Origin of the sequence: Pseudomonas marincola (genome assembly GCF_900682675.2) — a bacterium.
Lineage (GTDB): Bacteria > Pseudomonadota > Gammaproteobacteria > Pseudomonadales > Pseudomonadaceae > Aquipseudomonas > Aquipseudomonas marincola.
This window is the reverse complement of the sequence record NZ_LR215729.2, coordinates 2,474,578-2,492,349: the sequence shown is the minus strand read 5'-3', so window position 1 is coordinate 2,492,349 and position 17,772 is coordinate 2,474,578. Positions and strand designations below refer to the sequence as shown.

Genomic DNA, 17,772 nt, shown 5'->3' with positions numbered 1-17,772 from the left:
TTGCGGCAGAGTACGCGCCTTTTTCAGCGTCGCCCGCGCGTGAATGCTGGGCTGGCGGCTATTTGGGAGCGAGTAATGAACGCAGTAATTGCAGCGGTCGGCATCATGCTGATCCTGAGCTTGTGCCGGGTGCACGTGGTTGTCGCACTTATTGTCGGCGCATTGGCCGGTGGCATGATCGGCGGGCTGGGTATCGAAGGATCGCTGAAAGCCTTCAACGATGGCCTGGGTGGCGGTGCTACGGTTGCACTGTCTTATGCGCTGCTGGGTGCATTCGCAGTTGCCATCGCCAAGTCTGGCATGGCGCATGCGCTGGCAGATAAAGCCCTGACCATGGTCGGCAAACAAGAGCAGCAGGGCGCCGGGCCGTTGAAGTGGATTTTGCTGGCGCTGCTGCTCTGCGTAGCGATCTCATCGCAGAACATTCTGCCGATTCACATTGCCTTCATTCCGCTGCTGGTTCCGCCGCTGCTGTATGTAATGAGCAAAATGCAGCTCGACCGTCGCCTGATCGCCTGCGTGCTCACGTTCGGTCTGGTAACGCCTTATATGTTCTTGCCGGTAGGGTTTGGCGGGATCTTCCTGAAAGAAATTCTGCTCGGTAACGTCGCCAAGGCCGGTGTCGATATCACCGGTATCAGCGTGACGCACGCAATGGCCTTGCCTGCACTGGGCATGCTCTGCGGCCTGCTGGTGGCCGTGTTGTTCAGCTACCGCAAGAAGCGCGTATATGACCTTGAGAAAATCGAGCAGGTCGAGCGCTCAGACGTCAGCTACAACCCCAAAAGCTTGCTGGTTGCCGGCGTTGCTGTGGCCGTCGCGTTCGTGGTGCAACTTTGGCTCGACTCGATGATTATCGGGGCATTGGCCGGTTTCGTGATTTTCTCTGTTTCCGGCGTGGTGCGCTGGAAAGAGGCCGATGACCTGTTCACCGAAGGCATGAAGATGATGGCCATGATCGGCTTCATCATGATCGCCGCCGCAGGCTTCGCTGAAGTGATGCGTGCCACCGGCGATGTGAAGAGTCTGGTAGACAGCGCCGCCACGCTGATCGGCAACAACAAAGCGATTGGCGCGTTGCTGATGCTGCTGGTGGGTTTGCTGGTGACCATGGGCATTGGCTCGTCGTTCTCGACGGTGCCAATCATCGCCGCTATTTTCGTGCCGCTGGGCGTGCAGTTGGGTTTCAGTCCGATCGCCATTGTCTGCATCGTCGGCACCGCTGGTGCGCTGGGTGATGCCGGCTCGCCCGCGTCTGATTCGACACTGGGGCCAACCTCGGGCCTGAACATCGACGGCCAGCACAACCATATCTGGGACAGCGTGGTGCCGACCTTCCTGCACTACAACATCCCGCTGATCATCTTCGGCTGGGTCGCCGCGATGGTTCTGTAAACGCCTCCGCAGGGCGGATGAACACTCTGTTCATCCGCCTTTCGCTGCACAGCTTTCCCCGCTAGTCCTGCCTCTATACCGCTTAACGATCAGCACACGCCAAGACCTGCCACCCGTCCAGCACTTGGGCTCAATCGCTTTGCGCGGTTAACATGGGTGCATGGCTGATTATCAAAAAGGGTATTCCCTCGATTCCACCGAACTGCTCGAATCGCTGCTGGCGACCGAGCAACTGCTGATTATTCAAGACCTCGACGGCGTCTGCATGCAGCTGGTTGGCGATCCGCTGACCCGCCAGATCGAACCGCGTTATATCGCTGCCGCAGCGCGCCTTGCCGACCAATTCTATGTACTGACCAACGGCGAGCATATCGGCAGCCGCGGCGTGAACCCGATTGTTGAAAGGGCTTGTGCCACGCCGTCTTTAGCGGCGCAGGAGGGTCTTTATCTGCCGGGTTTGGCCGCCGGCGGCGTGCAGCTGCAAGACCGTTTTGGCGTTGTGACGCATCCGGGTGTATCGGACGCCGAATTAGCGTTTTTGCAGCAGGTTCCGCACAAGGCCGCAGCGTTCTTGCGAGCGCGACTCAGCAGTGCGCCATATAGCCTGGACAGCGCCACAGCCGAGCGGCTGATTGCCTCGACCGTGCTGGATAATCTGGCGTCGCCCACGGTTAACATCAATGCGTTCTACCGGCATTTTGCAGCATCAGACGGGCTTTACCGCCAGTTGCAAAATGACCTCGCCAGCTTCCTCGACGCGCTACACCGCGAGGCGATCGAACAGGGCCTTGAAGGCTGTTTTTTCACGCACTATGCGCCCAACTCGGGCCGCGACAGCCAAGGGCTTGAGCGCCTGAAACCTGAGAGTGAAGACAATGCCGGGACCACTGATTTTCAATTCATGCTCACCGGCGCGATCAAGGAAGTCGGGGTGCTGGTGATCCTTAACCATTACTACTTCAGCATGACCGGCGAATACCCGCTGGGTGAAGACTTCAATGCGCGACAGGCCCCGCGTGATCTCGATGGTTTGCTGGCGCTGGCCAGTAAGCACTTTGACCGCGCGTTGATGCCGCGCATTGTCGGAGTCGGCGATACGCTCAGTTCCAGCACCGCTGAGAACGGAACAGAGCAACAGCGTGGCGGCAGTGATCGCGGATTCCTGAGTGTGGTGCAGGCACTGGGCGAGTCGTTCGAGCGTGATAATCAGGTGGTGTATATCGACAGCAGCGCTGGCGAGGTGAAGAGGCCCGGGGTTGATGCTGCCTATTTACAGCGCTACGCGCAGCAGGCCGATCTGCAACCGTGGCCCGGGCTTGTCAACATCACCGACGCACACGATCCGCTGCGCCTTGATGTCATCTTCGCCGGGGGTTATCAGCAGTATGTCGAGTTCTTCTGTACGCTGGCCGAGCGGCGCATGCAGCGCTGAATAGCGCGCGAGGGGATGTAACAGGTTTGGCGTTGAGGCGTGCGCCAGGATGGCCGCACGCCTCGCAACAAGCCTCTTAGCCGAGGCCCATGTTGGCTACCAGCGACAGCAACGGTTGCGGGTAAACGCCGAGAATGAACGCCAGCAAGGCGACAATCATCAGCATCATGCCGCCAGCGCGCTGGCCCCAGTCAAACGGCGCATCGTGACGACGCAGGTTCGGCTCAACCAGAAACAGGGTAACCATGACGCGCAGGTAGTAGAAAACGCCAATCGCGCTGCCCACCACCAATGCAGCCAGCAGCCACCATTGCTGAGATTGCACACCCACACCGATGATGTAGAACTTGCCGATAAAACCTGCCGTGAGCGGGATACCGGCCAGTGAGAGCATCATCACCGTCAGTACTGCCGTGAGGTACGGACGGCGCCAGAACAGCCCGCGGTACTCGTACAGCGCATCGGCATCGCGGCCGGTGAAAGGCGTCGACATCAGGGTTATCACGCCGAACGCACCCAGGGTGGTCAGCACGTAGGTCATCAGGTACACCGAGATGGCCTCAGTGGCCAGGCCCTTGCTGGCGATCAGGGCGATCAGCAAATAGCCGAAGTGGGCGATGGATGAATAACCCAGCAGGCGCTTGATGTTGTTCTGCAACAAGGCGAGCAGGTTACCGACCAGAATCGAGGCGATGGCAATCAGGCTCAGCAGGTCGCTCATCCAGCCACCGCTGGCGGCCGGTGACATCTGATACAGACGCAGCAGCACCGCAAACACCGCCACTTTGCTGGCCGTTGCCAGGAAGGCGGCGACCGGGGCGGGCGCACCTTCGTAGACATCCGGCGTCCACAGATGGAACGGTACGAGTGAGAGTTTGAAGGCGAGGCCAACCAGCATCATGCCGAAGCCCACTTCAACAATCAGCGCAGGTGCGGTGCTGTTGGTCAGCAGCGCGGCGATGCCGTTGAAGCTCAGGCTGCCAGCTTCGGCATAGAGCAACGCCATGCCGAACAGCAAAAAGGCCGAGCCCGCCGCCGACAGCACCATGTACTTGATACCGGCTTCCAGCGAGCGCTTGTTGAAGAACGCGTACGCGATCATTCCGTAGCTCGGCACCGACAGCAGTTCCAGGCCAATGAACAGTCCCGCCAGATGCTGGGCACTGACCAGCACCAGACCGCCCGCCGCCGAGAGCAGCATCAGCAGATAGAGTTCTTCGCGGTTGCCCGGATAACCTTTGCCCGGTTCGTTGCCAAGGTAGGCGTGGATCAGGGTGACGCAGGCCAGCGTCGAGGCGAGTACCAGCGCCATGTAGAAGCAGGCGAACTTGTCGATCTTGAGCAGCGGCGTGACTTCGATGGGGGTAGCGCTGGCGGCAATGAACACTGAAAACAGCGCCAGATTGAGGCCAATCACCGAAATGCCGAACGCCAGCGCATGGTCGCGCTTCCAGGCAATACCGAGCATCACCGCAATCAGGGTGATGCTGGTAATCAGCAGTGGCAGCAGTGCGTGGAAGTGTTGAATTGTGAGATCCATAAAACTACTTACCGAGCCAGTTCGAGTTGATTGAGGGCGTTGCTCATCCACATCTGTACGCCATGCGTACTGGCTGCGGAGGTGTCGAGCACCGGCTGCGGATACACGCCAAGCAACACCAGCAGCGCAGCCAGACCCAGCACCATACTCAATTCACGAGCTTTCAGGCCCGCCAGCGGTGCGTCGGATTTGGCCGGGCCGAAGTAGGCGCGGTGAATCATGATCAGCGAGTAGACCGAACCAAATACCAGGCCGGTGGCCGCAATCGCGGTGAGCCAGGGAGCAACTGGGAAGCTGCCGATCAGGATCAGGAACTCGCCAACAAAGTTGCCGGTGCCGGGCATACCCAGCGCGGCAGCGGCGAAGAACAGGCTGATTGCCGGAAGCCAGGGCATGCGCCCCCAGATACCGCCCATTTCGCGCATATCCCGCGTGCCGAGACGCTCATAGAGCTGGCCGCAGAGAATGAACAGGGCGGCCGCTGACAAACCGTGCGCCATCATCTGCACAACCGCGCCCTGCATGGCAATTTCGCTGCCGGAGTAGATGGCGATGAGTACAAAACCCATGTGCGAGACGCTGGAGTAGGCGATCAGGCGTTTAATGTCGGTTTGCGCGAACGACAGCAAGGCGCCGTAAATAATCGCAAATGCACCGAGCCACATGGCAATCGGCGCGAACTCGGCCGAGGCATGCGGGAACAGCGGCAAGGCGAAGCGGATCAAGCCGTAGGCTGCGGTTTTCAGCAGAATACCGGCAAGGTCAACCGAACCCGCCGTAGGTGCCTGAGCATGTGCATCCGGCAGCCAGGAGTGGAACGGCACCACCGGAAACTTCACCGCGAAGGCGACGAAGAAGCCAAGCATCAGCAGGTATTCGGTCGAGCGTGACATTTGCGTTTTCAGCAGGTCGGCGTAGTTGAAGGTCAATACGCCGGTCTGGTCGAAGTGCACAAACACCAGGCTGACAATTGTAATCAGCATGATCAGGCCGCTGGCCTGGGTGTAGATGAAGAACTTGGTCGCCGCGTTGATGCGGGTCTTACCTTCGCTGCCGCTATGACCCCAGAGCGCGATGAGGAAGTACATCGGCACCAGCATCATTTCCCAGAAAAAGAAGAACAGGAACAAGTCGACGGCGAGGAATACGCCGACTACGCCGCCGAGAATCCACATCAGGTTGAGGTGGAAGAAGCCCACGCGGTTTTGAATCTCGTTCCATGAACACAGCACCGAAAGCACGCCGAGCAGGCCGGTGAGGGCGACCATGAGCACAGACAAACCGTCCATGGCCAAGTGCAGGGTGATGCCCAGACGCGGGATCCACTGCACCTGAAACTCGTGAGCCCACACCGGATCACCGCCTGGCGCTGGGGCCTGGGTGAAATCGCCGGTGATCCACAGCAACAGACCAAAGCCGAACAGCAGAAGCATGGTGACGAGGGCGATCCAGCGCGGCAGCGTGTTGCTGAACCGCTCGGTTTGCCAGCAAAGCAGGCCGCCAATAAAGGGGATAAGGATTAGCCAGGGCAGAATCATGACTGTCGGTTTTCCTTAATTCAGTAACAACAGGGCGAGAACCAGCACAGCGCCCCCAGCGATAGACATGGCGTACCAGCGCAATTTGCCGGTGACAGTGCTGGCCAGCAGCACGTTGCACACCCGGACAAAGCGCGGTACCAGCCCGATAATGCGATCGAACGGATCGCGCCGGAGCAAGTGGGTAATCAGCAGATACGGCCGCACAAAGAGTTTGTCGTACAGCCAATCGAAGCCCCACGCGGCAAACCACCAGGCCGAAAGGAAGCGACCAACCGGACTGTGGGCGATGCTGCTGGCGACTTTGCGCTTGCCGAGAAACAGCATGGCCGCGAGCAGGATGCCGGCGATGGCGATCACACCAGAGGTGATTTCGAGGCCGTGTTGCGCCTCACCGCCCGCATGCCCGACGCTCTCTGGCAACACACCTGCCAGCGGTGGGGTGATGAGTGCGCCGATGAAGGTCGACAGCACAATCAGCACCATCAACGGCAGCGAATGGGCAATGCCGTGGCCAGCGTGCGCTTCGGTTTTGGCCTCACCGTGGAACGCGATGAAGATCAGGCGGAAGGTGTAGATCGAGGTCAGAAACGCACCCACCAAACCGGCATACAGCAGATAACTGTGGCCGCTGGCGAGGGCTTCCCAAAGGATCTCATCCTTGGAATAGAAACCGGCGGTAATCAGCGGCAGGGCGGCAAGCGCAGAACCACCGACGATAAAGCTGGCGTAGGCCAATGGCAGCTTCTTCCACAAACCGCCCATCTTGAAGATGTTCTGTTCGTGGTGACAGGCGTTGATCACCGCGCCCGAGGCGAGGAACAACAGGGCCTTAAAGAAGGCGTGGGTCATCAGGTGGAAGATCGCCGCGTCCCATGCGCCTACGCCCAGTGCGAGGAACATGTAGCCGATCTGGCTCATGGTCGAATAGGCCAGAATGCGCTTGATGTCGGTTTGCACCAACGCCGCGAAACCGGCCATGACCAGGGTCACGCCACCGACAATGCCCACCAGTTCGAGAATATCCGGTGTCAGCAGGAACAAGCCGTGGGTGCGGGCAATCAGGTAAACACCTGCCGTAACCATGGTGGCCGCGTGAATCAGCGCCGAAACTGGCGTCGGGCCGGCCATCGCATCAGCCAGCCAGGTCTGTAGCGGTAGCTGTGCGGACTTGCCGACTGCACCGCCGAGCAACATCAGGGTGGCCACCCAGAGCCAGGTGTCTCCGGCAACATACTTCTGCGGCGCCAGCACCATCAGTTCCTGAATGTTCAAGGTGCCCAGATGCTGGAACAGAATGAACAGGCCGATGGCCATGAACACATCACCAATGCGCGTAACGATAAAGGCTTTCAGCGCCGCATTGCCGTTGGCGGTGTGCTTGTAGTAGAAGCCGATCAGCAGGTACGAGCAGAGCCCCACGCCTTCCCAGCCGAAGTAGAGGAACAGCAGGTTATCGCCGAGCACCAGAAACAGCATGCTGGCGATGAACAGGTTGGTGTAAGAGAAGAAGCGCGAGTAGCCTTCTTCGCCGCGCATGTACCAGCTGGCGAACAGGTGAATCAGAAAACCGACGCCGGTGACGACACCGAGCATGGTCACCGACAAACCGTCCAGATACAGGGTGAAGCTCGGTGCGAAGCCGTCGACGTCCATCCACTGCCAAAGCACCTGGGTGAATACGCCATCAGCCGGCGGGTTGATGTTGAACTGCAGGATCACCCAGGCAGCCGTCAGCGCCGAAAGGCCGACGGAGCCCACGCCAATCAGCGCGGCCAGATTTTCCGAAATGCGCCCACGTGAGAACGACAGCAGCAACCAGCCGAGCAGAGGAAATACGAAGGTCAGAAATAGTAGGTTCATCCGCGCATCTCGCTTGCAGCGTCGATATCGAGGGTATTAAAGCGGCGATACAGTTGCAGCAGAATCGCCAGACCAATGCTGGCCTCGGCGGCGGCAAGGGTGATCACCAGAATGAACATCACCTGGCCGTCGGGCTGTGCCCAGCGGCTCCCCGCGACAATAAAGGCCAGTGCGGTGGCGTTCATCATGACTTCAAGACTCATCAGCACGAACAGGATGTTGCGCCGTACCATCAGGCCGATCAGGCCCAGGCTGAACAACAAGCCCGCGAGCGCGAGGCCATGCTCCATTGGAATTCCATTCATGGCGTCACATCCTTAGCGTCGTGGCGGCCCAAGTGGTAGGCGGCGACCAGTGCGGCAAGCAACAGCATTGAAGCCAGTTCGACCACCAGCAAATACGGGCCAAACAGGCTGATACCCACGGTTTTGGCGCTGACGGTAGAGCCGCCGATAGTCGTGCCGGAAGGCTCGACGAACAGTGCGTAGAGTAATTGCGCCAGCAGCAGGGTTGAGAGAATGGCTGGCCCCACCCAAATGCCGGGCGATAGCCATTTTTTCTCTTGCTCGACCGCATCCGGCCCGAGGTTGAGCATCATCACCACGAAGACGAACAGCACCATGATGGCGCCGGCGTAGACGATGACTTCGAGCGCACCGGCAAACGGCGCACCGAGGGCAAAGAAGGTCATCGACACGGCGAGCAACGAGACGATCAGATAGAGCAGGGCATGCACCGGATTGGTATTGGTGATAACTCTGAACGTGGCAGCCACGGCAACACCCGCGGCGAAGTAGAAAGCGAATTCCATTGTTCGTCCTTAGGGCAGCAAGCCTTTCACGTTGATCGGCTCGGCTTCGTTCTGCGCAGCGCCTTTCGGCTTGCCGGCAATGGCCATGCCGGCGACGCGGTAGAAGTTGTAGTCCGGGTATTTGCCCGGGCCCGAGATCAGCAGGTCTTCCTTTTCATACACCAGGTCCTGGCGCTTGTACTCGCCCATCTCGAAATCCGGGGTCAGCTGGATCGCGGTGGTCGGGCATGCTTCTTCGCACAGGCCGCAGAAAATGCAGCGCGAGAAGTTGATGCGGAAGAAATCCGGATACCAGCGGCCGTCTTCGGTTTCGGCCTTTTGCAGCGAGATACAACCGACCGGGCAGGCGACAGCGCACAGGTTGCAGGCTACGCAGCGTTCTTCACCGTCGGGATCGCGGGTCAGGACGATGCGGCCACGGTAGCGCGGCGGCAAATAAACTGCTTCTTCAGGGTATTGCAGCGTGTCGCGTTTGCGGAAACCGTGACTGAACACCATCACCAGGCTGCGAAGCTGGGTGTAGGTGCCGTGCACGACATCCTTGATGTAAGTAAACATATAAAGCTCCTTACTGGGCCGCGGCCAGCACAAGTGCGCCGGTCACCAGCAGGTTGATCAAGGTCAGCGGCAAGCAGAACTTCCAGCTGAATGCCATCACCTGGTCATAGCGTGGGCGCGGAATAGAGGCCCGCAGCAGAATGAACAGCATGATGAAGAAGCAGGTTTTTAGCGCGAACCAGATGAACGGAATCTGCGGCAGAATGCCGAAAGGCCCGTGCCAGCCGCCGAAGAACAGGGTTACCAGCAAGGCCGAGATGGTGACAATGCCGATGTATTCACCGACGAAGAACATGCCCCATTTCATCCCGGCGTATTCGATGTGGTAACCATCGGCCAGTTCTTGCTCGGCTTCCGGTTGGTCGAATGGATGACGGTGCGTTACCGCAACACCCGCGACGAAGAAGGTGCAGAAACCGAAGAACTGCGGAATGATGAACCACAGGTGCTGCGCCTGATAATCGACGATGTCGCGCATGTTGAACGAGCCAACCTGCGCGACGATGCCCATCAGCGACAGGGCCAGGAACACTTCATAGGAAATGGTCTGGGCCGAGGCGCGCAAGCTGCCGAGCAGGGCGAACTTGTTGTTACTTGACCAGCCGGCGAAGAGCACGGCATACACCGACAAACCGGCCATGGCGAAGAAGAACAGGATGCCGATGTTGAGATCGGCAACGCCCCAGTTCGGTGTAACCGGAATAATCGCAAAGGCCAGCAACATCGCGGCGAATGCAATCATCGGGGCGATGATGAACACCGCTTTGTCAGCGAACGGTGGCGTCCAGTCCTCTTTGAAGAACATTTTCAGCATGTCCGCGACGATTTGCAGGCTGCCGAACGGGCCAACCCGGTTCGGGCCGTAACGATCCTGCCACCAGCCGAGCAAACGCCGCTCGAAAAAGCTCAGCAGCGCACCGCAGATAACCACCGCAAGCAGGATCACCACCGCTTTTGCCACGGCGATGATCACGTCGATCACCTCGGGAGTAAGCCAGCTCATTGCGCAGCCTCCTTCAGATCGGTGAGCACGCTACCAGCGATGGACGCCGGAATACCGGCAAGCCCGACCGGCAAGCCCGCCAAACCGATGGCCAGATCATCATTGATCTGCACAGGCAGGCTCACCGGCTGGCCGTTGATGTTCAGGCTGATCAAGGCGCCATCATTGACGCCCAGCCGATCAGCTTCGGCTTTCGCCAAGGCGATATAGGCATCTGGAATGCGTTGCTGGATCGGTTTAGCCAGCGCGGAAGTTTCATCGCTGCCAAACAGGTGATACAGCGGCACACCTTGCAAGGTACCCGCGGCAGGATTGAACGGCGCGTTAACAGTGAACCATGCCATGGCGTTGCCGGCAGTCTCGAGCAAACGAACACCCGGATCACCAGCGCGCAGATGGCCGCCGACTTCATCCTGGAACTTGTTCCAGGCTTGCGGCGAGTTCCAGCCCGGCGACCAGGCAAATGGAATCTGCTGACGGTCTTCCTTGGTGCCCGAGTAACCTTCCATCGAGAAGGCAAAGGCCGTGTCTTTGTCTTGCGGCTGACGCGGTTCGTGCACGCTGATGTTGGCGCGCATGGCGGTACGGCCGCTGTAACGATGCGGCTCGCGCGCCAGTTTCTGGCCCTTGATGCGGAACGTGGCAGCAGGTGCTGCTTCACGAATAGCGGCCAGTTGCGGGTTTTTCGCGGCGCAGGCATCCGTCACTTCATCAAGCTGAGTCCAGTCAACCGGCTTTTCCAGCAAAGTGCTGTGCAGGGCATGCAGCCAGCGCCAGCCTTCACGGACCAGAATCTTGTCGTCGTAGTAGCTTGGCTCGAACACCTGGAAGAAGCGCTGAGCGCGACCTTCACTGCTGACCAGCGTGCCATCGGCTTCGGCGAAGCTGGCGACCGAGAGCAACATGTGCGCCTTGTCGCTGGTGGCGGTGCGCTGGTGATCGGCAACAATCACGCTCTTCGCCGCTGCCAGTGCAGCATCGACCTTGGCAGCATCAGCGCGGCGATACAGATCGTTTTCCAGTACCACCACGGCATCGGCTGCGCCGGATGACAGCGCCTGTAAGGCGTCGTCCAGCGATTTGCCGCCAAACAGGGCGAGGCCCATGCTGTTGGCTTCGGCAACCACCAGATTGATCGAGCCATTTTTCTCGCGATTTTTCAGGGCGCTGGCGATGTTGGCAGCGGCCTCGATAATCGCCCGGCTGCCCAGCGATGCACCGGAGACAATCAGCGGGCGTTTGGCGGCGAGCAGGGCATCGGCAATCTGCTTGACCAGCGCCAGTGCTTCCGGCTCCAGGCCATTAACTGCGGGGGCGCTCGGATCAATGGCGTGCGCGACGGCGAAGCCTAAGCGCGCCAGATCGTCGGGCGCTGCATGCACGCATTGCTCGGCAACGTCATCCAGGCGGGTAGCGGTTACGCTGGCGATAAACAGCGGGTGGCGTGCGTCCTGAGCGACGTTCTGCACGGCCGCCATGTGCCAGTCCTGGATTTTCATCGAGGCGGCAATTTCAGTGGCTTTGCCCTTCACGGTTTGGCGCAGGGCCAATGCCAGACGCGCTGCTGTCTGGGTCAGGTCTTCACCGAGCACGAACACGGCGTCATGGCTTTCAACATCACGCATCGACGCTACCGGCAGCGGGCCGTTTTGCAGGATGTCGCGAATCAGCTGAATATTGGCCAGCTCATCGGCAGCAATACCGCTGTAGAAATGCGCTTCACCGACCAGTTCGCTGAGGGCAAAATTGCTTTCCAGGCTGGCCCGTGGCGAGCCGATGCCGATGATGTTCTTGCCACGCAACAGCTCAGCGGCTTTATCCAGCGCCGCATCAATGCCGAGCTTCTGCTTGCCGAATTGAGGCTGGCGCGGGCGGTCTTCACGGTTGACGTAGCCATAACCGAAACGACCACGGTCGCACAGAAAGTACTGGTTTACTGAACCGTTGAAGCGGTTTTCGATGCGCCGGATTTCACCGTAGCGCTCGCCGGGGCTGATGTTGCAGCCGCTTGCGCAGCCGTGGCAGATGCTCGGTGCAAACTGCATGTCCCACTTGCGGTTGTAGCGTTCGGAGTGGGTTTTGTCGGTGAACACGCCAGTCGGGCAGACTTCGGTGAGGTTGCCGGAAAACTCGCTTTCGAGTGTGCCGTCTTCAACGCGGCCGAAGTAGACGTTGTCGTGTGCGCCGTAGACGCCGAGGTCGGTGCCGCCCGCGTAGTCGTTGTAATAACGCACGCAGCGATAGCAGGCGATGCAACGGTTCATTTCATGCGCAATGAACGGGCCGAGTTCCTGATTCTGGTGCGTACGCTTGGTGAAGCGATAGCGCCGCTCGTTGTGGCCGGTCATCACGGTCATGTCTTGCAGGTGGCAATGACCGCCTTCCTCGCACACCGGGCAGTCGTGTGGGTGGTTGGTCATCAGCCATTCAACAACACTGGCGCGGAACTGCTTGGCTTCTTCATCGTCGATGGAGATCCAGCTGTTGTCGGTGGCCGGTGTCATGCAGGACATGACGAGCCGGCCGCGTTTGTCGTTTTCATCGCTGTACTGCTTGACCGCGCATTGGCGGCAGGCGCCGACGCTTCCGAGCGCCGGGTGCCAGCAGAAGTAGGGAATATCGAGCCCGAGAGACAGACACGCCTGTAGCAGGTTGTCCGCACCATCGACTTCGAAATCTTTGCCGTCTACGTGGATAGTGGCCATGGTTAAGGTTTCTTCTTCCCCGCCGAAGCGGGTTTGGCTAATGGGAAAACGGTTTTCCGGGGCCAGATAAGTGGCCGCCAGATTTAATTTTTATGCGGGAGCGAATTGCCCCGTCATTGCACCTAACTGCCGCGTGTCTACACCGGCTTCAAATTCAGGGCGGAAATACTTGATCGCGCTACCCAGCGGCTCAACCGCACCTGGCGCGTGTGCACAAAAGGTTTTGCCTGGTCCCAGATGATTGACCAGCCCGAGCAGGGTTTCGATGTCTTGAGCGCTGCCTTGGCCGCGCTCAAGGGCGCGAAGAATTTTTACGCTCCAGGGCAGACCATCGCGGCACGGCGTACACCAGCCGCAAGACTCGCGGGCAAAAAACTCTTCCATGTTGCGCAGCAACGAGACCATGTTCACCGACTCATCAATTGCCAGCGCCAGGCCGGTGCCCATGCGTGTGCCGACCTTGGCAATGCCGGCGGCGTACATCGGTGCGTCGAGGTGTTCTGGCAACAAGAAGCCAGTGCCTGCGCCGCCTGGCTGCCACGCTTTGAGGGTGTAACCGTCGCGCATGCCGCCGGCGTAATCTTCAAACAGCTCACGCGCCGGCACGCCGAATGGCAGTTCCCAGATCCCCGGGTTTTTCACCTTGCCCGAGAAACCCATGAGCTTGGTGCCCATGTCTTCCGAGCCGGGGCGGGCCAGTGATTTGTACCAGTCAACGCCCTGGCCGATGATCGACGGCACGTTGCACAGGGTTTCGACGTTGTTGACGCACGTCGGCTTGCCCCATACGCCGACTGCAGCCGGGAAGGGCGGCTTGGCACGGGGATTGGCACGACGGCCTTCGAGCGAGTTGATCAATGCGGTTTCTTCGCCGCAGATATAACGGCCGGCGCCGGTGTGCACGATGAGTTCGAAATCAAAGCCGCTGCCGAAAATATTCTTGCCGAGCAGGCCGGCTGCCTTGGCTTCTTCGATGGCGCGGCGCAAGTTGATGGCCGCATCCACGTATTCGCCGCGCAGGAATATGTAGCCGCGATACGCCTTCAGCGCTCGGGCGCTGATGAGCATGCCTTCAACCAGCAAGTGCGGCAGTTGCTCCATCAACATCCGGTCTTTCCAGGTGTTGGGCTCCATCTCGTCGGCGTTGCACAGCAGGTAGCGGATGTTCAGCGATTCGTCCGCTGGCATCAGGCCCCACTTCACCCCGGTCGGGAATCCCGCACCGCCACGGCCTTTGAGGCCGGCGTTTTTGACGGTCTGGACAATGTCGGCCTGGGCCATGTCGTTAAGTGCTTTGCGTGCAGCGCTGTACCCGTTCTTGGCTTGATATTCCTCAAGCCAGACCGGTTGGCCGTCGTCACGCAGGCGCCATGTCAGCGGATGGGTTTCTTCGCTGCGGGCGATGCTGTTGGCGGGGCCGAATGAGGCGAGTAATTTGCTCATGAGTAGGCCTCCAACAGTTGCTCGACAGTGGTGGGATCGACATTGCCGAAGGTGTCATCGTCAACCATCATCGCCGGCGCCTTGTCGCAATTGCCCAGGCAGCACACAGGCAACAGGGTAAAGCGGCCATCGGCGGTGGTTTGCCCCGGCACAATGCCGAGCTGATCCTTGATTCGCTCCAGCACGTTCTCATGGCCGCCGATAAAGCAGGTCATGCTGTCGCATATGCGAATAATGTGGCGGCCAACGGGTTGGCGGAAAATCTGACTATAGAAGGTTGCAACGCCTTCAACATCGGCAGCCGAAATCCCCAGCACCTCGCCAATCGCTTCGCTGGCGCCGTCCGGCACCCAACCACGTTGCTGCTGGACGATCTTCAGGGCTTCGATCGACGCGGCGCGCGGATCTTCGTAATGATGCATCTCGTGCTCAATGGCCGAGCGCTCAGTTTCACTCAGGGTGAAACGGTCTGTCTGAATTAATGTACTCATGATCAGCGGTCCACGTCGGCCATAACGAAGTCAATACTGCCCAGATAGGCGATCAGGTCAGCCACCATGCTGCCGTTGATCACCGACGGGATTTGCTGCAGATGCGCGAAGCTCGGCGTGCGAATCCGCGTGCGGTAACTCATGGTGCTGCCGTCGCTGGTCAGGTAATAACTATTGATGCCCTTGGTCGCCTCGATCATCTGGAAGGCTTCATTGGCCGGCATTACCGGGCCCCATGAAACCTGCAGGAAGTGGGTGATCAGGGTTTCGATGTCGCGCAGGGTGCGTTCTTTCGGTGGCGGCGTGGTCAGCGGGTGGTCCGCTTTGTACGGGCCTTCCGGCATGTTGCGCAGGCACTGCTCAATAATGCGCACGCTCTGGCGCATCTCTTCTACGCGCACCATGCAGCGGTCATAGGCGTCGCCGTTATGCGCCAGCGGGACTTCGAACTCGAAATTCTCGTAGCCCGAGTATGGGCGCGCCTTGCGCAGGTCGAAGTCGAGGCCAGTCGAGCGCAGGCCGGAACCGGTAACGCCCCATTCCAGCGCCTCTTTGGTGTTGTACTGGGCAACGCCAATGGTACGGCCGCGCAGGATGCTGTTTTGCAGGGCGGCTTTCTCGTATTCATCGAGGCGCTTGGGCAGCCATTCGACGAACTCCTTGACCAGCTTGTCCCACCCACGCGGCAGGTCGTGCGCGACGCCGCCGATGCGGTACCACGCCGGATGCATGCGGAACCCGGTGATGGCTTCAATGACCTTGTAGGCGCGCTGGCGGTCGGTGAAGGTGAAGAACACCGGCGTCATGGCGCCGACGTCTTGAATATACGTACCGAGGAACAGCAGGTGGCTGTTGATCCGGAAGAACTCGGCCATCATTACGCGAATGAAGTCGACGCGATCCGGCACTTTGATCCCTGCCAGTTTCTCGACCGAGAGCACGTACGGCAGGTTGTTCATCACGCCTCCGAGGTAGTCGATACGGTCGGTGTACGGAATGAAACTGTGCCAGCTCTGGCGCTCGGCCATTTTCTCGGCGCCGCGGTGGTGGTAACCGATATCCGGTACACAGTCGACGATCTCTTCGCCGTCGAGCTGCAAGATAATGCGGAACGCACCGTGCGCAGACGGGTGGTTGGGGCCGAGGTTGAGGAACATGTAGTCCTCGTGTTCGCCGCCACGTTTCATGCCCCAGTCCTCGGGACGGAAGCGCGCGGCTTCTTCTTCGAGCTCCTGCTTGGCACGGTTGAGGCTGAACGGATCGAATTCTGTCGCGCGCGCCGGATAGTCCTTGCGCAGCGGATGGCCTTCCCATGTGGGCGGCATCATGATGCGCGTGAGGTGCGGGTGGCCGGTGAAGGTGATGCCGTAAAGGTCCCAGACTTCGCGCTCATACCAGTTGGCGTTGGGCCAGATACTGATAATGCTCGGCACGTTAAGGTCGCCTTCACGCAGCGCCACCTTGATCATGATGTCGCTGTTACGCTCAATCGACATCAGGTGGTAGAACACGGTGAAGTCAGCATCCGGCAGGCCGCGGCGCTGGGTGCGCAGGCGCTCATCGACGCCGTGCAAGTCATACAGCATGACGTAAGGGCGCGGCAGATTGCGCAGGAAGGTCAGAACATTAACCAATTGCTCGCGGGCCACCCACAAAACGGGCATGCCGGTACGCGTTGTTTGTACGGTAAATGCGTCAGCGCCGAAGCGCTGGTTAAGCTCGCCTATTACCGGTTGTACATCTGGCTGGTAAGGCGCAATGGACAGAATGCTGTCTGCAGTCATGATCTCGGTCGCTATGGGTGTACGGCATCAGTTGGCAGGCTAGAAACTAGCCGTGCTTACACTTCGTCTGGGCTGCGCAGGTTGGTAACCGCGATGCGCTCGGCGCGACGCTGTTCCTTCTGTACCGGCATTTCTGCGCGGTAAACACCTTGCTCACCCACGACCCAGGACAATGGCCTGCGCTCTTTGCCGATGGATTCCTGCAGCAGCATCAAGCCTTGCAGAAATGCTTCGGGGCGAGGTGGGCAACCCGGGATGTAAACGTCCACAGGGAGGAACTTGTCGACCCCCTGGACCACTGAATAAATGTCGTACATGCCACCGGAGTTGGCGCATGAACCCATGGAGATAACCCATTTGGGTTCGAGCATCTGCTCATAGAGACGCTGGATGACGGGTGCCATCTTGATGAAGCAGGTGCCGGCAACGACCATGAAGTCGGCCTGGCGAGGAGACGCACGAATAACTTCCGCACCAAAGCGGGCTACGTCGTGCGGAGCGGTGAACGCGGTGGTCATTTCTACATAGCAGCAGGACAGGCCAAAGTTGTATGGCCAGAGGGAGTTCTTGCGTCCCCAGTTGACTGCGCCACTGAGCACGTCTTCGAGCTTGCCCATGTAGACGTTCTTGTGGACCTGATCTTCTAGCAGTGGATCGGTTACGGTCTCCCGTTCACCGATCGGGTACTGCTCATTCGGAGCATCCGGATCGATCCGCGTAAGTTTATATTGCATCGCCAAAGCCTCATTGTTTTAGCTTCGCTTGCCGAGTACGACGACCTTCCGGTGCCCAATCCAGCGCACCGATACGCCATAGGTAGACAAGACCTGCCAACAGAATTGCTATAAAGACTGTAGCTTCGATTAGCCCGGCCCAGCCGCTTTCGCGCACCGAGACTGACCAAGCAAAGAGAAAGAGGGCTTCAACGTCGAAGATCACGAAGAGCATCGCGACCAGATAGAATTTTGCCGAGAGGCGCAGGCGGGCACTGCCCGTGGGGAGCATGCCGGATTCGAATGGTTCGTTTTTGCTGCGCCCCCAGGCTCGGCTGCCGAGCAGGCTGGAGAGGCCCAACATAAATGCAATAAGGCCAAAAACACCGAGGATGAATACTGCGAAAGCCCAGTTGTGGGAGACGCTGAGTACTGGATCGGACATGCCGCTCGAACCTCGTTTGGATTTTTTTGGTTACATAATTATTGGTTGCGA

15 protein-coding genes are annotated in these 17,772 nt (G+C 59.3%); 2 read left to right on the top strand and 13 right to left on the bottom strand.

From position 1 onward, the window contains the following. Positions 1 to 75: 75 nt before the first annotated feature. Together PMYSY11_RS11580 and stpA are read left to right on the top strand one after the other, a co-directional pair. Entirely contained in the window at positions 76 to 1,395 is a 1,320-nt protein-coding gene (locus tag PMYSY11_RS11580; protein WP_150549266.1) for a Na+/H+ antiporter family protein, read from the top strand. 160 nt (positions 1,396 to 1,555) lie between these two features. Continuing rightward, on the top strand, positions 1,556 to 2,827 hold the full coding sequence (gene stpA / locus PMYSY11_RS11575; protein WP_150549265.1) for a glucosylglycerol 3-phosphatase: 1,272 nt from the start codon (positions 1,556 to 1,558) through the stop codon (positions 2,825 to 2,827). Positions 2,828 to 2,903: 76 nt separating this feature from the next. On the opposite strand, the gene nuoN is transcribed toward stpA, so the two are convergent. The 13 genes from nuoN to PMYSY11_RS11510 all read right to left on the bottom strand — a co-directional run bounded on the left by nuoN (position 2,904) and on the right by PMYSY11_RS11510 (position 17,721). After that, complete coding sequence (gene nuoN, locus PMYSY11_RS11570) at positions 2,904 to 4,367, bottom strand: NADH-quinone oxidoreductase subunit NuoN (RefSeq protein WP_069900249.1); 1,464 nt, start codon at positions 4,365 to 4,367, stop codon at positions 2,904 to 2,906. A gap of 8 nt (positions 4,368 to 4,375) precedes the next feature. Then, complete coding sequence (gene nuoM / locus PMYSY11_RS11565; protein ID WP_150549264.1) at positions 4,376 to 5,905, bottom strand: NADH-quinone oxidoreductase subunit M; 1,530 nt, start codon at positions 5,903 to 5,905, stop codon at positions 4,376 to 4,378. A gap of 15 nt (positions 5,906 to 5,920) precedes the next feature. Beyond that, positions 5,921 to 7,768, bottom strand: a complete 1,848-nt coding sequence (gene nuoL / locus PMYSY11_RS11560; protein ID WP_069900251.1) for an NADH-quinone oxidoreductase subunit L — start codon at positions 7,766 to 7,768, stop codon at positions 5,921 to 5,923. Next, positions 7,765 to 8,073, bottom strand: coding sequence for an NADH-quinone oxidoreductase subunit NuoK (gene nuoK / locus PMYSY11_RS11555; protein WP_069900252.1), 309 nt, complete (start codon positions 8,071 to 8,073; stop codon positions 7,765 to 7,767). Before nuoK ends, nuoL begins: the two co-directional genes overlap by 4 nt. Further along, positions 8,070 to 8,579, bottom strand: coding sequence for an NADH-quinone oxidoreductase subunit J (nuoJ, locus tag PMYSY11_RS11550; protein ID WP_069900253.1), 510 nt, complete (start codon positions 8,577 to 8,579; stop codon positions 8,070 to 8,072). The genes nuoK and nuoJ overlap by 4 nt, the downstream gene beginning before the upstream one ends. Before the next feature lie 9 nt (positions 8,580 to 8,588). Then, complete coding sequence (gene nuoI / locus PMYSY11_RS11545) at positions 8,589 to 9,137, bottom strand: NADH-quinone oxidoreductase subunit NuoI (RefSeq protein ID WP_069900254.1); 549 nt, start codon at positions 9,135 to 9,137, stop codon at positions 8,589 to 8,591. Positions 9,138 to 9,147: 10 nt separating this feature from the next. Then, a complete protein-coding gene (nuoH, locus tag PMYSY11_RS11540) occupies positions 9,148 to 10,140 on the bottom strand; it encodes an NADH-quinone oxidoreductase subunit NuoH (RefSeq protein ID WP_090512023.1) in 993 nt (330 codons plus the stop codon). Next, the gene (gene nuoG, locus PMYSY11_RS11535) at positions 10,137 to 12,845 is read right to left on the bottom strand and encodes an NADH-quinone oxidoreductase subunit NuoG (protein WP_150549263.1); all 2,709 of its coding nucleotides are present in this window, start codon (positions 12,843 to 12,845) and stop codon (positions 10,137 to 10,139) included. The genes nuoH and nuoG overlap by 4 nt, the downstream gene beginning before the upstream one ends. Before the next feature lie 90 nt (positions 12,846 to 12,935). Beyond that, positions 12,936 to 14,288 carry an NADH-quinone oxidoreductase subunit NuoF gene (gene nuoF / locus PMYSY11_RS11530; RefSeq protein WP_150549262.1) on the bottom strand — a complete coding sequence of 451 codons (1,353 nt, stop codon included), beginning with the start codon at positions 14,286 to 14,288 and terminating at the stop codon, positions 12,936 to 12,938. Then, positions 14,285 to 14,785 (bottom strand): NADH-quinone oxidoreductase subunit NuoE, encoded by a 501-nt coding sequence (gene nuoE, locus PMYSY11_RS11525; RefSeq protein ID WP_172970714.1) that lies wholly within the window; start codon positions 14,783 to 14,785, stop codon positions 14,285 to 14,287. The genes nuoF and nuoE overlap by 4 nt, the downstream gene beginning before the upstream one ends. Further along, a complete protein-coding gene (gene nuoC / locus PMYSY11_RS11520) occupies positions 14,782 to 16,563 on the bottom strand; it encodes an NADH-quinone oxidoreductase subunit C/D (RefSeq protein ID WP_150549260.1) in 1,782 nt (593 codons plus the stop codon). The genes nuoE and nuoC overlap by 4 nt, the downstream gene beginning before the upstream one ends. A 56-nt stretch (positions 16,564 to 16,619) precedes the next feature. Next, entirely contained in the window at positions 16,620 to 17,297 is a 678-nt protein-coding gene (locus PMYSY11_RS11515; RefSeq protein WP_069900260.1) for a NuoB/complex I 20 kDa subunit family protein, read from the bottom strand. A gap of 10 nt (positions 17,298 to 17,307) precedes the next feature. Continuing rightward, positions 17,308 to 17,721 carry an NADH-quinone oxidoreductase subunit A gene (locus PMYSY11_RS11510; RefSeq protein WP_069900261.1) on the bottom strand — a complete coding sequence of 138 codons (414 nt, stop codon included), beginning with the start codon at positions 17,719 to 17,721 and terminating at the stop codon, positions 17,308 to 17,310. Positions 17,722 to 17,772: the final 51 nt, after the last annotated feature.

Coding starts and splice junctions, on each gene's coding strand:
- PMYSY11_RS11580 (WP_150549266.1), top strand. CDS start 76: ATGAACGCAGTAATTGCAGCGGTCGGCATCATGCTGATCCTGAGCTTG.
- stpA (WP_150549265.1), top strand. CDS start 1,556: ATGGCTGATTATCAAAAAGGGTATTCCCTCGATTCCACCGAACTGCTC.
- nuoN (WP_069900249.1), bottom strand. CDS start 4,367: ATGGATCTCACAATTCAACACTTCCACGCACTGCTGCCACTGCTGATT.
- nuoM (WP_150549264.1), bottom strand. CDS start 5,905: ATGATTCTGCCCTGGCTAATCCTTATCCCCTTTATTGGCGGCCTGCTT.
- nuoL (WP_069900251.1), bottom strand. CDS start 7,768: ATGAACCTACTATTTCTGACCTTCGTATTTCCTCTGCTCGGCTGGTTG.
- nuoK (WP_069900252.1), bottom strand. CDS start 8,073: ATGAATGGAATTCCAATGGAGCATGGCCTCGCGCTCGCGGGCTTGTTG.
- nuoJ (WP_069900253.1), bottom strand. CDS start 8,579: ATGGAATTCGCTTTCTACTTCGCCGCGGGTGTTGCCGTGGCTGCCACG.
- nuoI (WP_069900254.1), bottom strand. CDS start 9,137: ATGTTTACTTACATCAAGGATGTCGTGCACGGCACCTACACCCAGCTT.
- nuoH (WP_090512023.1), bottom strand. CDS start 10,140: ATGAGCTGGCTTACTCCCGAGGTGATCGACGTGATCATCGCCGTGGCA.
- nuoG (WP_150549263.1), bottom strand. CDS start 12,845: ATGGCCACTATCCACGTAGACGGCAAAGATTTCGAAGTCGATGGTGCG.
- nuoF (WP_150549262.1), bottom strand. CDS start 14,288: ATGAGCAAATTACTCGCCTCATTCGGCCCCGCCAACAGCATCGCCCGC.
- nuoC (WP_150549260.1), bottom strand. CDS start 16,563: ATGACTGCAGACAGCATTCTGTCCATTGCGCCTTACCAGCCAGATGTA.
- PMYSY11_RS11515 (WP_069900260.1), bottom strand. CDS start 17,297: ATGCAATATAAACTTACGCGGATCGATCCGGATGCTCCGAATGAGCAG.
- PMYSY11_RS11510 (WP_069900261.1), bottom strand. CDS start 17,721: ATGTCCGATCCAGTACTCAGCGTCTCCCACAACTGGGCTTTCGCAGTA.